The organism is Streptomyces sp. NPDC030838, assembly GCF_055572035.1.
In genome coordinates this window covers 413,086-427,905 of sequence record NZ_JBVIED010000002.1, presented here as the reverse complement: position 1 = coordinate 427,905, position 14,820 = coordinate 413,086, and the positions used below count along the sequence as shown (strand labels likewise).

Annotated in this window: 11 protein-coding genes; 7 read left to right on the top strand and 4 right to left on the bottom strand. The window is 71.5% G+C overall.

Annotated elements, in window-relative coordinates; translation table 11 throughout:
* Positions 1-69 precede the first annotated feature (69 nt).
* The 5 genes from ACZ42A_RS08980 to ACZ42A_RS08960 all read left to right on the top strand — a co-directional run bounded on the left by ACZ42A_RS08980 (position 70) and on the right by ACZ42A_RS08960 (position 8,182).
* Positions 70-1,128, top strand: a complete 1,059-nt coding sequence (locus ACZ42A_RS08980; protein ID WP_468526509.1) for a serine/threonine-protein kinase — start codon at positions 70-72, stop codon at positions 1,126-1,128.
* A gap of 80 nt (positions 1,129-1,208) precedes the next feature.
* Positions 1,209-2,927 (top strand): serine/threonine-protein kinase, encoded by a 1,719-nt coding sequence (locus ACZ42A_RS08975; RefSeq protein WP_468526508.1) that lies wholly within the window; start codon positions 1,209-1,211, stop codon positions 2,925-2,927.
* A 1-nt stretch (position 2,928) separates the two neighbouring features.
* Positions 2,929-4,620, top strand: a complete 1,692-nt coding sequence (locus ACZ42A_RS08970) for a serine/threonine-protein kinase (RefSeq protein WP_468526507.1) — start codon at positions 2,929-2,931, stop codon at positions 4,618-4,620.
* Between the two features lie 125 nt (positions 4,621-4,745).
* Positions 4,746-6,365 (top strand): succinic semialdehyde dehydrogenase, encoded by a 1,620-nt coding sequence (locus ACZ42A_RS08965; RefSeq protein ID WP_468526506.1) that lies wholly within the window; start codon positions 4,746-4,748, stop codon positions 6,363-6,365.
* A gap of 41 nt (positions 6,366-6,406) precedes the next feature.
* Positions 6,407-8,182: a GMC family oxidoreductase N-terminal domain-containing protein gene (locus ACZ42A_RS08960; protein ID WP_468526505.1), complete on the top strand. Its 1,776-nt coding sequence runs from the start codon at positions 6,407-6,409 to the stop codon at positions 8,180-8,182.
* Between the two features lie 72 nt (positions 8,183-8,254).
* On the opposite strand, the gene ACZ42A_RS08955 is transcribed toward ACZ42A_RS08960, so the two are convergent.
* Together ACZ42A_RS08955 and ACZ42A_RS08950 are read right to left on the bottom strand one after the other, a co-directional pair.
* Positions 8,255-9,301, bottom strand: coding sequence for an LPXTG cell wall anchor domain-containing protein (locus ACZ42A_RS08955; protein ID WP_468526504.1), 1,047 nt, complete (start codon positions 9,299-9,301; stop codon positions 8,255-8,257).
* A 767-nt stretch (positions 9,302-10,068) separates the two neighbouring features.
* Positions 10,069-10,350, bottom strand: a complete 282-nt coding sequence (locus ACZ42A_RS08950; protein ID WP_468526503.1) for a chorismate mutase — start codon at positions 10,348-10,350, stop codon at positions 10,069-10,071.
* A gap of 302 nt (positions 10,351-10,652) precedes the next feature.
* Here ACZ42A_RS08950 and guaA point away from each other — a divergent pair, with 302 nt between their 5' ends.
* Positions 10,653-12,233 (top strand): glutamine-hydrolyzing GMP synthase, encoded by a 1,581-nt coding sequence (gene guaA / locus ACZ42A_RS08945; protein ID WP_468526502.1) that lies wholly within the window; start codon positions 10,653-10,655, stop codon positions 12,231-12,233.
* Positions 12,234-12,268: 35 nt separating this feature from the next.
* Here guaA and ACZ42A_RS08940 read toward each other — a convergent pair whose 3' ends face one another.
* On the bottom strand, positions 12,269-12,742 hold the full coding sequence (locus ACZ42A_RS08940; RefSeq protein ID WP_468526501.1) for a pyridoxamine 5'-phosphate oxidase family protein: 474 nt from the start codon (positions 12,740-12,742) through the stop codon (positions 12,269-12,271).
* 133 nt (positions 12,743-12,875) lie between these two features.
* Between ACZ42A_RS08940 and ACZ42A_RS08935 the strand changes: the two genes are divergently transcribed.
* On the top strand, positions 12,876-13,670 hold the full coding sequence (locus ACZ42A_RS08935) for a class II aldolase/adducin family protein (RefSeq protein ID WP_468526500.1): 795 nt from the start codon (positions 12,876-12,878) through the stop codon (positions 13,668-13,670).
* A gap of 206 nt (positions 13,671-13,876) precedes the next feature.
* Here ACZ42A_RS08935 and ACZ42A_RS08930 read toward each other — a convergent pair whose 3' ends face one another.
* Positions 13,877-14,770: a DUF4429 domain-containing protein gene (locus ACZ42A_RS08930; protein WP_468526499.1), complete on the bottom strand. Its 894-nt coding sequence runs from the start codon at positions 14,768-14,770 to the stop codon at positions 13,877-13,879.
* Positions 14,771-14,820: the final 50 nt, after the last annotated feature.

The following is a 14,820-nucleotide window of genomic DNA, read 5'->3' as shown; positions in this document are numbered from 1 at the left end:
CGTCGGTTGTCGGCCAACCTGCGTCTTTCGCCCCGGAGGGGGTGCCTCCGGCTGGGGCATCATGGGCCCATGGGGACCGAGCGGACGGACGGCCGGGTGATCGCGGGGCGATACCGGCTGGAGGCGTTGCTCGGCCGCGGTGGCATGGGTGTCGTATGGCGGGCCACCGATCAGCTGCTCCGGCGCCGGGTGGCGGTCAAGGAGATCGCGCAGGACGCGTCCCTCTCCCCGGAGGAGGCGCGGCGGCAGTGCGACCGCATCCTGCGCGAGGCCCGTGCCGTGGCCCGGCTGAGCCATCCGCACGTCATCGTCGTGCACGACGTCGTCGTCCACGACGAACGCCCGTACATCGTCATGGAGTTGATCGACGGCGGCTCCCTCGCCGACCGGATCGCCGCGCAGGGGCCCGTCGACGCGTACGAGGCCGCGCGGATCGGTGTCGATCTGCTCGGCGCGCTGCGCACCGCGCACGCGGCCGGTGTCCTGCACCGCGATCTCAAGCCCGCCAACGTGCTCATCGAGTCCGGCACCGGCCGGGTCGTGCTCACCGACTTCGGGGTCGCCCAGGTGCCGGGCGCCACCACGCTCACCGAGTCCGGCTCCTTCGTCGGCTCGCCCGAGTACACCGCGCCGGAGCGGATGTCCGGGGCCGGCACCGGACCGGCATCCGACCTGTGGTCGCTGGGCGTTCTGCTGTGCACGGCGCTCAGCGGCCGCTCGCCGTTCCACCGGGACACGCTGGGCGGGATCCTGCACGCGGTGGTGGACGACGAGATCCGGCCACCCGAGCAGGCGGCGCCGCTGCTGCCCGTTGTCGAGGGCCTGTTGGAGCGCGATCCGGAGCGGCGGCTGGACGCGGCGCAGGCCGAGCGGATGCTGCGGGCGTTCCGCGAGACGGGGCGGATACCGCTGCCCCGCGGGGCGTCGGGGCGCGGCCCGCGCGACCGGGTGGTGACCGCGCTGCTGGTCGCGGCGATGGCGGCGGCGGGGGTGTCGGCCGCGGCCCTGCTGATGACCGGCGGAGGCGGCAACGGCGGTGACACGCCGCCGAGTCCGACGCCGAGCGTGACGGTGACGGCGACGGTCACGCCCTCGGTCTCCTCCAGCACCCGTATAAACGGGAGATAAGCCGCGCCGTGGGTCACGGGTCTGTGACTGGGCTCCTTCCAAGTGGATGCGTAGGCGCTTGGCGCGATATCCATGAACCCATGAACGACAACGGGGGAGCCCGCTACGGGGCTGACGAGCCGACCAGTTTCGGGCTGCAACCGCCGAATCCTCAGCCGCCCTCGGGCGTACCGCACCCGGGAAACCCGTACGCGGCACCGACTCATGTCGTCCCGCAGCAGCACCCCGCGCCGCAGGGCCAGCACCCCGCCCCGCCGCAGGTCCAGCCGCCGGCCCCGCCGCAGGGCCGGCCGTCCGCCCCTGAACCCGACCCCGGCACCGGACGCCTCATCGCCGGGCGCTACCGGCTGCTCGCCAAGCTCGGGCACGGCGGTATGGGCACGGTCTGGCGGGCCAAGGACGAGACGGTGGACCGTGAGGTCGCCGTCAAGGAGCCGCGCGTTCCGGATCACCTCCCCGAACGCGAACGCGCCAACGCCTTCGAGCGGATGCGCCGCGAGGCACGCGCCGCGGCCCGGCTCGACCACCCGGCGGTCGTCAACGTGCACGACGTGGCCGTGGTCGACGGCCGGCCGTGGATCGTGATGGAGCTGGTGCAGGGACGTTCCCTCGGTGACGTCCTCCGCGAGGGCACGCTCGGGGTGCGCGAGGCGGCCCGGATCGGCCTGGACGTACTCGGCGCGCTGGAGGCCGCGCACGCGGCCGGCATTCTGCACCGCGACGTCAAGCCGGACAACGTCCTGCTCGGCCGGCACGGCCGCGTCGTGCTCACCGACTTCGGCATCGCCCAGATCGAGGGCGAGACCAACCTGACCGACACCGGCGGCTTCGTCGGCTCGCCCGAGTACATCGCCCCGGAACGGGTCCTCGGCCAGCGCCCCGGCCCGGCCGCCGACCTGTGGTCGCTGGGCGTCGTGCTGTACGCGGCGACCGAGGGCGTCTCCCCGTTCCGCCGCAGCAACACCCCGGCCACCCTCCAGTCCGTCCTCAACGCCGTGCCCGCGCCGCCCGCCGCCGCGCAGGGCCCGCTCGCCGAGGTCATCAACGGCCTGCTCCAGAAGGACCCGGCGCACCGGCCGAACGCCGCGCAGGTCCGCACCCTGCTGGAGGCGGCGGCGAATCCGCCGGCTCCCGCACCGACGCAGGTCGTGACCGTCACCGGCGACTCCGGCTCCCGGGGCGGCGTCCGGCTCGGGCGCAAGACGCTGATCGGGCTCGGCGCGGCGGTCGTCGCGGCGGCGCTGGCGGCGTATCTGGTGATCGCCGAGCCGTTCGCGGGGCCGCTGCCGGAGGACTGGAAGACCCAGGAGGAGAAGGCGCTCGGTGCCACACTGGCGGTGCCGAAGGGCTACGAGCGCGCCGTGCCCGAGGAGTCCGACGACGACCACTGGGTGTCGTACTCCGACGCGAGCGGCAGCATCTGGATCGGCCTCACCCTCGACAAGAAGGCGGAGGACTCCAGCGGCGAGATCGCGGCTTCCGCGGCCGCCGAGATGTACGAGGACGAGGAGACCTTCAAGGAGAGCGGCGCCTACGACCTCGACATGCCGGAGAACCCGGACACGGAGACGCGGGAAACCACCTACAAGGGCCAGAAGGCGGCCGAGAACACCGTCGTCTATACCACCGACGACACCGAGCACCCCCGCCCCCGCGAGCTGCGGATCTTCTACTACAAGACCAAGGCCGGCGACATGTACAAGCTCACCGTCAGCTACCCGGGCAAGGGCGACTTCACGGAGCGCGGGCGCGAGGTGGCCAAGACGGCCATCGCCAACCTGGACATCTCCAAGCCCTGACATGAGCGACGGTGGCGAACAGCGGCGCGACGAGCGTGTGGTCGGTGGGCGCTACCGGCTGATCGAGCGGATCGGCTCCGGCGGCATGGGCACCGTCTGGCGGGCGCACGACGAACTCGTGAGCCGTGAGGTGGCCGTCAAACAGCCCCGCCTGCCGGGCGATCCCGAGGACGAGGTGTACCGCCGGGCCGCCCGCCGGCTCCACCGCGAGGCCCGCGCCGCCGCCCGCGTCGACCATCCCTCCGCCGTCTCCGTCCACGATGTCGTCGAGGAGGACGGACTGCCGTGGATCGTCATGGAGCTGGTGCGCGGCGAGTCCCTGCACGAGGTGCTCCGGCGCGGGCCCCTGGAGTCCGCCGAGGCCGCCCGCATCGGCCTCGCGGTCCTCGGCGCCCTGCGCACCGCACACGCCGTCGGGATCGTGCACCGTGACGTGAAGCCCGCCAACGTGCTGCTCGGCCGGCACGGCCGGGTCGTGCTCACCGACTTCGGCATCGCCCACGTGCAGGGCGAGGATTCCCTCACCGCCAGCGGCGAGTTCGTGGGCTCGCTGGAGTTCATCGCCCCCGAGCGGATGTCCGGCCGGGGCGCGGGCCCGTCCTCCGACCTGTGGTCCCTCGGCGTACTCCTGTACGCCGCCGTGGAGGGCTGGTCCCCCTTCCGTCGTACGGCGGTGGAGTCGACGCTCGCCGCGATCCTGACCGCGGACGTACCCGAGCCGAAGCGGGCCGGCCCCCTCGGTCCGCTCCTGGTCCGGCTGCTGGAGAAGGATCCCGCTCTACGACCGGACGCGGAGGAGATCGAGGCGGCGCTGGAGTCGGCGGCGCGCGAGGATCCGACACTCCAGGACGCCTCGAGGCTGGTGGAGTTCCGGGACGACGTCGGGACGATGCGGCTGGGCGCACGGCGGGCCGGGGCCGACTCGGAGGCGGACACCGTGTCGGCCGGCGACCACGTGCCCGCTGAGCCGGCGCCTGGCCTGGTGTCCGACGTGGTGTCCGACTCTGTGTCCGACCCTGCGTCCGCCCCTGTGTCTGTCATACGACGCCCTCTCCACCGCCGCCCGGTGCCGCTGGCCGTGCTCGGCGGGCTCCTGCTCGGCACCGCCTGGCTGGGCGTCTCCCTCCTCACCGGCCTGGACGGCGGCGCGGCGGCGCGGAACCCGAAGAAGACCACGGCCGGCCACTCGGCCTCGTCGAAACCGAGCTCCAGCTCCAGTCCGAGCCCCGACCCCGCCCTCGGCGGCTGGACCCCGCACCCCGAAAAGGCCATGAACGCCACCCTCGCCCTCCCTCCCGAGTACGAGGAGTTCGCCCGCCAGGGCAGCGACACCTTCCAGCCCCGCGTGGTGGAGTACGCCGCCGGTTCCGTCCAGGTCCGCTTCACCAAGTGGGACAAGTCGCCCGGAACCCCCATGAGTCAGGCGAAGCAGCACGCGGCGACCTTCGAGTTCTTCGGCAAGCCCAGCACGCAGTACACCCCCACCCGCTTCAACGGCTGGGACGCCGTGCAGGCCGACAGCACCTACGGCGACCCGGAACTCCGGCGCCGCGTCGTCGAGCTGTTCGTCCGCACCGACGACGGCCGGTTGTACGAGCTGCGCGTCGAGATGCCGAAGGGTGCGGCGGAGGAGAAGAAGGGCATGGCGGTCTTCAAGGGCGCACGCGACCGGCTCGTCGTCACGACGCCCTGAGCGGGCGCACAACGCCCCTGATCAGCACGTTTGTTGCCAGTGATCGCTGGCGACATGTGTGCGGTCGGTGAATCCCGATTACCGACGGGTACACAAAGGCTGCGGCGCGGCATACCCTGCCGCTCATGACCGACGCGCAGGCTCTTGAGAAGGCCGGTACCGGCACCAACCCCGTCGCCCCCGCCCCGGCGGGCGTCCGCACCGCCGCCGACGTGGTCACACCCGAGCTGGTCGCCCAGCTCACCAAGGGTGTGACCGGCTCCGGACGGACCGCCAACCACACGCCGTTCACCGGCGAGAAGCTGGCCGACCTGCCCGAGTCGACGCCCGAGGACGTGGAGAAGGCGTTCCAGACGGCCCGGGCCGCGCAGCCGGTCTGGGAGCGCACGCCGGTCCGCGACCGTGCCGCCGTCCTGCTCCGCTTCCACGACCTGGTCCTGGAGCGCCAGGCCGAAGTCCTGGACCTCATCCAGCTGGAGACCGGCAAGGCCCGGCTGCACGCCCACGAGGAGGTGCAGGCGGTCGCGGTCGCCGCCCGCCACTACGGCCGTAGGGCCGCCGCCTACCTCAAGCCCAAGCGGCACGCGGGCGCCGTACCGACCCTGACGAAGGTCGTCGAACTGCGCCACCCGCGCGGCGTGGTGGGCCAGATCGCCCCCTGGAACTACCCGCTGGAGCTGTCCGTCGGCGACGCGCTCCCCGCATTCGTCGCGGGCAACGCGGTGGTGATGAAGCCGGACACGGAGACCTGCCTGACCGCCCTGTGGGCCCGCGACCTGCTGATCGAGGCCGGACTGCCCGCCGAGGTCTTCCAGGTCGTGCTCGGCGACGGCCCGGTCGTCGGCCCCGAGGTCGTCAAGCACGCCGACTACGTCTCGTTCACCGGCTCCACGCGCACCGGCCGCGAGGTCGCCCAGGGGGCCGCCGCCCGCCTGGTCGGCGTCTCCCTCGAACTCGGCGGCAAGAACGCCATGCTGGTCCTGGAGGACGCCGACATCGAGAAGGCGGCGGCGGGCGCGGTCCGCGCCTGCTTCTCCTCCGCGGGACAGCTGTGCATCTCCATCGAGCGGCTGTACGTCCACGAGTCGATCGCCGACGCCTTCGCCGAACGCTTCGCCGCCCGCACCAAGGCCATGCGCCTCGGCAAGTCCCTGGCGTACGGCGCCGACATGGGCTCCCTGGTCGGCGAACGCCAACTGGAGACCGTCAAGCGGCATGTCGAGGACGCCGTGGCCAAGGGCGCCAAGGTGCTGGCCGGCGGCGTGGCCCGCCCGGACGTCGGCCCGTACTTCTACGAGCCGACCATCCTCGACGGCGTGGCCGAACCGATGGCCGTGTGCTCCGAGGAGACCTTCGGCCCGGTCGTCTCCCTCTACCGCTTCAAGACCGAGGACGAGGCGATCGAGCACGCCAACTCCACGCCGTACGGCCTGAACTCCTCGGTCTGGACGAAGGACGCCCGCCGCGGCCGCGCCGTCGCCGCCCGCCTGCGCACCGGCACCGTCAACATCAACGAGGGCTACGCCCCCGCCTACGGCAGCGTCCAGTCCCCCATGGGCGGCATGAAGGACTCCGGCCTGGGCCGCCGCCACGGCGCCGAGGGCATCCTGAAGTACACGGAGGCCCAGACGGTCGCCCACCAGCGGCTGCTGCCGATGGCGCCGTCGCTGGGGATGGACGACGAGAAGTACGCCCAGTTCATGAGCCGCAGCCTCCGTCTGATGAAGGCGTTCCGGTTCCGGTAGAGCCCCGCCCCCACCCCGCCAGTTCTCAACGAGGAGAGCACGTGTACGACTACGACGTCATCGTCGTCGGTTCAGGCTTCGGCGGCTCGGTCACCGCCCTGCGCCTGACCGAGAAGGGCTACAAGGTGGGCGTCCTGGAAGCCGGCCGCCGCTTCACCCGCGACACGCTCCCCAAGAACTCGTGGGACCTGAAGAACTACCTCTGGGCCCCGAAACTCGGCATGTACGGCATCCAGCGCATCCATCTGCTCGGCAATGTCATGGTCCTGGCAGGCGCGGGCGTCGGCGGCGGCTCCCTCAACTACGCCAACACCCTCTACGTCCCGCCGAAGCCCTTCTTCGACGACCCCCAGTGGCGGCACATCACCGACTGGCAGGACGAACTGCGGCCGTACTACGACCAGGCCCAGCGCATGCTCGGCGTACGGCTCAACCCGACGATGACCCCCTCCGACGTGCACCTCAAGGACGCCGCGCAGCGCATGGGCGTGGGCGACACCTTCCACATGGCGCCGGTCGGGGTCTTCTTCGGCGACGGCAAGGACGCCGACGGGACCGTGAAGGCCAAGCCCGGCGAGGAGGTCGCCGACCCGTACTTCGGCGGCGCGGGCCCGAGCCGCCGGGCCTGCGCCGAGTGCGGCGAGTGCATGACCGGCTGCCGTCACGGCGCCAAGAACACCCTCAACGAGAACTACCTCCACCTCGCCGAGAAGGCGGGCGCGGTCGTCCACCCGATGACGACGGTCGTGTCCGTCACCGACGACTCACGCGGCGGCTACGCCGTCGCCACCCTGCCCACCGACAACAAGAAGAAGGGCGAGGGCCGCGTCTTCACCGCCCGCAAGGTCGTCCTCGCGGCCGGCACCTACGGCACCCAGACCCTGCTGCACCGCATGAAGGCCAGCGGGCGGCTGCCGTACATATCCGACCGGCTCGGCATGCTCACCCGTACCAACTCCGAGGCCCTGGTCGGTGCCCAGACCACCGACCGGCGCTATCGCAAGGTCACCGGCGAGCCGAGGGCCGACTTCACGCGTGGGGTCGCCATCACGTCGTCGATCCACCCGGACGAGAACACCCACATCGAACCGGTGCGCTACGGCAAGGGCTCCAACTCGATGGGCGGCCTGTCGATCCTCCAGGTCCCGTACGCCGAGGGCTCCTCCCGCGTCCTCGCCTGGCTCGGCAACGCCGCCCGCCACCCGATGCTCGTCCTGCGCTCCCTCTCCAACCGCCGCTGGTCCGAGAAGACGATCATCGGCCTGGTCATGCAGTCGCTGGACAACTCCCTGACGACGTATCTGAAGCCGTCCGGCGTCGGCAAGGGCCTGCTCACCGCCCGGCAGGGCCACGGCGCTCCCAACCCCAAGCAGATCAAGGCCGCCGCGGAGGGCGCCTCGGCACTCGCCGCCTCCATCAACGGCTTCGCCGGGTCCAACGTCGGCGAGCTGATGGGCACCCCGCTCACCGCCCACTTCCTCGGCGGCTGCCCGATCGGCGACTCCCGCGAGACCGGCGTCATCGACCCGTACCACCGGCTCTACGGCCACCCCGGCATCTCGGTCGTCGACGGCGCGGCGGTCTCCGCGAACCTCGGCGTCAATCCGTCGCTGACCATCACCGCGCAGGCCGAGCGCGCGATGTCGTACTGGCCGAACAAGGGCGAGGCCGATCCGCGTCCGGCGCAGGGAGCGGCGTACGAACGTCTGAAGCCGGTCGAGCCGAAGCACCCGGCCGTGCCCGCGGACGCGTTCGGCGCGCTGCGGCTGCCGTTCCTGGGGATGCCGGCGGTGCCGCCGAAGAAGCAGGAGGTGTGAGGGGCACACGCGAAGAGGGACCTGTGCCCCCCTCCGAGCGCAGGTCCCTCTTGGTCTGTACGGCGCTGAGGCTTACGCCTCGGCCTTCTTGCGGCGCACGATGTACACCGCGCCCGCACCGGCGACGACGGCAGCGCCGCCGACCAGGCCGATCATCGGCAGGGCGGAGCCGGCACCGGTCTCGGCGAGGCTGCCGGTGGCGTCGACCGCGTTGACGTCGTCGAGGTCGGCCATGCCACCGGTCTGCGGCTTGGCGTCACCCGGCTTCGGGTTCTCGGATCCCGCGGCGAGGATGTCGAAGAAGTACAGCCAGCCGTTCGGGTCGTCGGCGATCCAGCAGCCCTCGTCGTCCGCGTACTGCGCGAAGCCGCCGGTCAGACCGATCGCGTCGGGAACCTCACCGCTGACGCTCAGCCGCATCTGGAACGAGATCGACTGGCCCGCACCCAGCGAGAACGCGGGGAACGTGCCACCCTCGCCGCCGGTGTTGGCGATCGTCGACCAGGTGCCGGTGGCCTTGTCGCGGACCTGGACCGTGATCTTGCCGGAGTAGTCCTGCTCGTCCCAGCCGATCGCGGCGACGCCGATCAGCGGCTTGATGTCCTTGATCTCCTCGTCGCCGCTGTTGGAGACGTTGAAGGAGAACTGCTCCCAGCCGCTGCCCGCGACGATCGTGTCGGCCAGGCCGGTCAGACCGCTGTGCAGGTCCTCGCTGAGGCCGACGGAGTCGTCGTCAGGGTCGGCGCAGAAGCCGGGGTCCGGGTCGGTGGACTCGCTCGGCGACGGCGAGGGAGAGGCCGAGGTCGAGGCGGACGTCGAAGCGGACGGGGTCGGCTGAGCGGTCTCGGTGGCGGAGCCGGTCGGGGCCGGGGCCGTCTCGGTGGCCGAGCCCGTCGGCGCCGGGGCCGTCTCGGTGGCGGAGCCGGTCGGCTCGGGCGCGGTCTCGGTGGCCGAGGCGGTCGGGGTCGGCGTCGCGGGCTCGGACACCGTCTCCGTCGCGGTGACGGTCGGGGTCGGGGACGCCGGGTCGGTCGCGAACGCGGCCGGCGCCGAGAGCAGCGCCAGCGGGGCTATCGCTGCCGTCGCGGCCGCTACGGCCATGGCACGGCGAAGCTTCATGAAGACCTCGGGATGTCCGGTGCTGCGGCGACGCAGCACCTGTGGGGCGGAGGGCCCCGCGTGTGGGGCGCGGTTGTGACCCTTGATTCAGCAGGTTTGATCCGCGAGTCCTGTGAATGGTTGTCCCGCGCTTCACAGAATTCTTATGTGGCCTGCGTCACATGTGGAGGGTGTCTTTCGGCCACGCACGCGAGGCGGTGAGCAAGGCATGGGGGGCGAGTGCCAGGCACGTCGGTGGGGCGCCGGGCATGACGAAGGGCCCCGCGGGACGGAGCCGCGGGGCCCTTCTTTTCCTTCGTCGGCACCGGCGTCAGGGAAGCACCGGTGCTCGGGGAAGCGGCGCCGGGGGATTGCGCCGCTGGTCTCGGCCTCTGGCGGTGACGTGGCGGTAGGGCACCGCAGTGCACATGCGGGGCGTGTGGGAGGCAAGGCCCTCGCCCGCTCCGGGACGTGAGGGGACGGTGTTTCCGCCGGTCGGCCCCGGGCGTCCCCGGAGCCGACCGTTCTCTTGGGTGACCGGGCTGCTGTCCCCTGCCGTCCGGTCACTTCCCTGGAGCGAGGTCCCACGACGCACGGCACGATCCGTACGTCTCATCGCTCCAGCGAGCCACGCGTGGTTCTTTCGGGCCCGCCCCTGGCTGGCACGGACACCGGGACCAACGAAGCGGCTCCCGCGACGGTCACGCGCCGTACGGGTGAGAGGCGATGCGTACGTACGTACAAGGAACGCGGATCCAGATCTTGTTGAGTTCCCGCTCGGCTCTCGATCAGATCTTGCCCCGGCAGAGCTCCAGCAGCGTCATCGCGAGGGCGGTGCCGGGCTTGCCCAGCTCCCGCCGGAAGCGGTCCAGGATCTCCATCTCGCGGGAGAGGTTCACCCGGCGGCCGCCGGAGGTGATACGGGCCTCCTGGATGACCGCCGAGACGGCCATTCGTTCCTGGATCAGACCGATGATCCGGTCGTCGAGCGCGTCGATCCGCTCGCGCGCGCCGGCGATCACATCGGCGGCCTCGGCGGTACGGGCACCGGTGACGTCGAGGGCGGTCATGGGGAGCTCCTTGGGGGAAGGGGTGCCCCGGAGCGACAGGACCCGGAAACGACAGGCGCCCCGGACCTTGTCGGCCCGGGGCGCCTGGGAAGTCGCTTGTCAGTTGCTCAAGCAGCACGACCATGGCAGCCGGCGGGCCGGTTGCCATAGGTAAAGAGGAAGGTCGAGTGCGTGAGCATGGGGTCAGTATGCCGTGGCCCTCGGTGAGCGCCAACCCGGTTCGTATCCTGAGACGAGAGTCGCCCCCCGCCACCCCGGTAGAATCGGACACACAGCCCTGTCAAGCCGCCGGAAGGCAACCCGTGTCATCAGCGACCCCTGCTGCCGCCGCCCCCGACACCGTCCTGGTCGTCGACTTCGGCGCGCAGTACGCCCAGCTCATCGCCCGTCGAGTCCGCGAGGCCCGGGTCTACAGCGAGATCGTCCCGAGCACCATGCCGGTCGACGAGATGCTCGCCAGGAACCCGGCGGCGATCATCCTCTCCGGCGGCCCCTCGTCGGTGTACGAGGAAGGCGCCCCGCGCCTCGACCGCGAGATCTTCGAGGCCGGCGTCCCCGTCTTCGGTATGTGCTACGGCTTCCAGCTGATGGCGCAGACCCTCGGCGGCACCGTCGACAACACCGGCGCCCGTGAGTACGGCCGCACCGGCCTGCACGTCTCCCGCTCGTCCTCCACCCTCTTCGAGGGCACCCCGGAGGAGCAGGCGGTGTGGATGTCGCACGGCGACGCCTGCTCCGCCGCGCCCGAGGGCTTCACCGTCACGGCCTCCACGGACGTCGTCCCGGTCGCCGCCTTCGAGAACGACGAGAAGAAGCTCTACGGCGTCCAGTACCACCCCGAGGTCATGCACTCCACGCACGGCCAGCAGGTCCTGGAGCACTTCCTCTACCGCGGCGCGGGCCTGGAGCCGAACTGGACGACCGGCAACGTCATCGAGGAGCAGGTCGAGGCCATCCGCGAGCTGGTCGGCGACAAGCGGGCCATCTGCGGTCTGTCCGGCGGCGTGGACTCCGCTGTGGCCGCCGCCCTCGTCCAGAAGGCCATCGGCTCCCAGCTGACCTGCGTCTACGTCGACCACGGCCTGATGCGCAAGGGCGAGACCGAGCAGGTCGAGAAGGACTTCGTGGCCGCGACCGGCGTCCAGCTGAAGGTCGTCGACGCGGAGGAGCGGTTCCTCAAGGCGCTCGCCGGGGTCACCGACCCCGAGGAGAAGCGGAAGATCATCGGTCGCGAGTTCATCCGCGTCTTCGAGCAGGCGCAGGCCGAGATCATCGCGGACGAGGGCCCGGCGGTCGAGTTCCTGGTCCAGGGCACCCTGTACCCGGACGTCGTCGAGTCCGGCGGCGGCACCGGCACCGCCAACATCAAGTCGCACCACAACGTCGGCGGCCTGCCCGAGGACCTCGAGTTCAAGCTGATCGAGCCGCTGCGCAAGCTGTTCAAGGACGAGGTCCGGATGGTCGGCCAGGAGCTGGGCCTGCCGGACGAGATCGTCCAGCGCCAGCCGTTCCCGGGTCCGGGCCTCGGCATCCGGATCGTCGGCGAGGTGACGAAGGAGCGGCTGGACCTGCTCCGCGAGGCCGACGCCATCGCCCGCGAGGAGCTGACCGCGGCCGGCCTCGACCGTGACATCTGGCAGTGCCCGGTGGTCCTGCTCGCGGACGTCCGCTCCGTCGGCGTCCAGGGCGACGGCCGCACCTACGGCCACCCGATCGTGCTGCGCCCCGTCTCCTCCGAGGACGCCATGACCGCCGACTGGTCGCGGCTGCCGTACGACGTCCTCGCCCGGATCTCCACCCGGATCACCAACGAGGTCCGCGACGTCAACCGGGTCGTCCTCGACGTGACCTCCAAGCCGCCGGGGACGATCGAGTGGGAGTGAGCCCCACGTGCGGGTGACTCCTACGCGCGTGACCCCTAAGTGCGCTTGATCGTGCGCAGGGGAGCGCCGGGCTTCCAGACCTGGAGGACGAGGTACCTGTCGTCCTCCACGTAGGTCCGTGTGACCTCCGTCAGCTCGGCGCGGAAGAGGTGGAACGGCTCCGGCGGTTCCACCTCTTTCGTGTACCCGGCCTTCACCCGTGGATCGGTCACCTCGATCGCCCGCCCGCTGATCCGGACGTCCCCGCCACCCATCCCGGTGCCCTCCCCGGGGTTCGCCTGGAGCGCGAACCGCGGGTCGCGGCGCAGGTCGAGCGCCTTCAGCGAGTCCGGCATCATGCCCAGCCACAGCTCACCGCCGAGGAAACGCACCTCCAGGCCGGTCGTCCGGGGCGAGCCGTCCTTGCGGAGCGTCGCGAGGACGTGATGGGTGTACGCGCCGAAGCGCTCCTCGACGGTCTTCGCGAGATCGGGCTCGGCGGTGACGAAGGTCTCCCAGTTTGCTCCCATACGTCGAGTGTGACGCCGAAACCGGACATCCCCTGTCGCCTTTGACCGGGTGTCGCCTTTGGTCGGGGTCTGTTCTCTTGCGCCGACCGCCGGTACCTTCCCGCCCGTACCGCAATTCAGCGCCGGAGGAACGATGCCCGGGCCCACCCCACCCCCGCCCCTGCCCACCGACCGGCTTCAGTTCGCCATGCCGCCGATGCACGAGACGGTCGAGGACGAGCGCCGGCACCGCAAGGAACGGCTGGCGGGCGCCCTGCGGATCTTCGGCCGGCTCGGCTTCGAGGACGGCGTCTCGGGCCACATCACCGCACGTGACCCGGAGTTCAGCGACTGCTTCTGGGTCAACCCCTTCGGCATGCCGTTCAAGCACGTCACCGTCAGCGACCTGGTGCTGGCCAACGCCGACGGACAGGTCGTCGACGGCCGCTACCACGTCAACCAGGCCGCCTTCACCGTCCACGCCCAGGTCCACGCCGCCCGCCCGGACGTCGTCGCAGTCGCCCACTGCCACTCCGTGCACGGCCGCGCCCTGGCCGCCCTGGGCGAGCTCATCGATCCCATCACCCAGGAGAGCTGCGCCTTCTACGAGGACGTGGCGTTGTACGACGCCTACACCGGCGTCTCCGTCGACGCCGAGGAAGGCCGCCGCATCGCCACCGCGCTCGGCTCCCGCAAGGCGCTGGTGCTGCGCAACCACGGACTGCTGACCGTCGGCGACTCCGTCGACGCGGCGGCCTGGTGGTTCCTGTCGATGGAGCGGTCCTGCCAGGTGCAGCTGACCGCGCGGGCGGCGGGCCGGCCGGTGCTGATCGACCACAAGGCGGCCGTCGCGACCCGCGAACAGCTGGGCGGCGACCTGGTGGCCTGGATCAACTACCAGCCACTCTGGCAGGACATCAGCCGCAGCGAACCGGACCTGCTGAGCTAGGGGCCGAAACGCTGGGGCGATCGGAACGGCGGGCGTCAGGTTTTGTGACGCCCGGGCGATCGGAACGGCGGGCGCCAGGCTTTGTGACGCCAGGGCGATCGGAACGGCGGGCGCCAGGCTTCGCGACGACAGGGAGATCCGAAGGACGGGCGCCAGGCTTCGTGGCGCCGGGGCGTTCCGAACGACAGGGGCCGAACCCCGCCCGTTCAGAAGCCCCGCAGCACCGCCGCCTTGGCCCGCGCGAACTCCTCGTCCGTGAGCACCCCGTCCCGGTGCAGCGCGCCCAACTCGCGCAGCCTGCGTAGCAGGACGTCGTGATGGTCCTCCCGCGGCGGGCGCGGCGCGGTGACCGGCTGCCGCGGCCGGGCGTCGGCGATCTCCCCGCCGGTGCGGGTGGACGGGTGGGGCAGGCGGGCCGTGACCGCCGTGGCGACCAGCGCGGTGAGCAGGTCCCGGCGGGTACTGCCCCACAGGTCGAGCGCGTACGGGTCCTTCTCCGGCGGGAGCTTCGTGTACGCCGTCTCCCGGGTCACGAAGCGCAGAAACCCGTCCTCCGACCCCGAGTTCGGCAGCCAGTCGACCTGGACCAGATCGCCGATCTCGATGATCCGCGGGCCCGTCGCCCGCTTGACCCGGTCGGAGGTCTCGCTCCAGTCGATCCTGACCCGCGTCCCGTCGAAGGACACCGTGCCGTCGGAGGAACGTACCGACACCGGCACCGGCGGCCCGGGCAGCAGATAGCTCGTGGTCGGCTCCTTGGGGACCTGGTCCAGCAGCAGGGAGCGCCGGATCTCCTCCGCCACGTACTCGGCGACCCCCGCCCGGTCCGTGTCCACCACCAGCCGGTAGGGATCGGCCGGGTCCGGCAGCCGGCCCCCGGTCGCCTGGAGCAGTGGATCCGCGCCCTCCCGCAGCCGCAGCCGCAGCCGGCCGCGCTTGCGATCGGGCTCGTGGACCACGGAGGAGACGGCCTCCAGCGGCACCGCGATCTCCCCGTACGTCTGCCGGAACAACGGCACGGACCGGTGAAGTCCCGGCGTGATCCGGATCGTTGTGCCGTCGAAGACCCAGGTGCCGTCGCGCTGGATGATCTCGGCCATACCGAAATTCTCCCAGCCGGGTCAACACGGCGGCCGCGATTTCACCCGCC

What these genes read in the sequence shown, in the direction of transcription:
- ACZ42A_RS08980 (WP_468526509.1), top strand. Translation starts at nt 70, where the DNA reads ATGGGGACCGAGCGGACGGACGGCCGGGTGATCGCGGGGCGATACCGG.
- ACZ42A_RS08975 (WP_468526508.1), top strand. Translation starts at nt 1,209, where the DNA reads ATGAACGACAACGGGGGAGCCCGCTACGGGGCTGACGAGCCGACCAGT.
- ACZ42A_RS08970 (WP_468526507.1), top strand. Translation starts at nt 2,929, where the DNA reads ATGAGCGACGGTGGCGAACAGCGGCGCGACGAGCGTGTGGTCGGTGGG.
- ACZ42A_RS08965 (WP_468526506.1), top strand. Translation starts at nt 4,746, where the DNA reads ATGACCGACGCGCAGGCTCTTGAGAAGGCCGGTACCGGCACCAACCCC.
- ACZ42A_RS08955 (WP_468526504.1), bottom strand. Translation starts at nt 9,301, where the DNA reads ATGAAGCTTCGCCGTGCCATGGCCGTAGCGGCCGCGACGGCAGCGATA.
- ACZ42A_RS08950 (WP_468526503.1), bottom strand. Translation starts at nt 10,350, where the DNA reads ATGACCGCCCTCGACGTCACCGGTGCCCGTACCGCCGAGGCCGCCGAT.
- ACZ42A_RS08940 (WP_468526501.1), bottom strand. Translation starts at nt 12,742, where the DNA reads ATGGGAGCAAACTGGGAGACCTTCGTCACCGCCGAGCCCGATCTCGCG.
- ACZ42A_RS08935 (WP_468526500.1), top strand. Translation starts at nt 12,876, where the DNA reads ATGCCCGGGCCCACCCCACCCCCGCCCCTGCCCACCGACCGGCTTCAG.
- ACZ42A_RS08930 (WP_468526499.1), bottom strand. Translation starts at nt 14,770, where the DNA reads ATGGCCGAGATCATCCAGCGCGACGGCACCTGGGTCTTCGACGGCACA.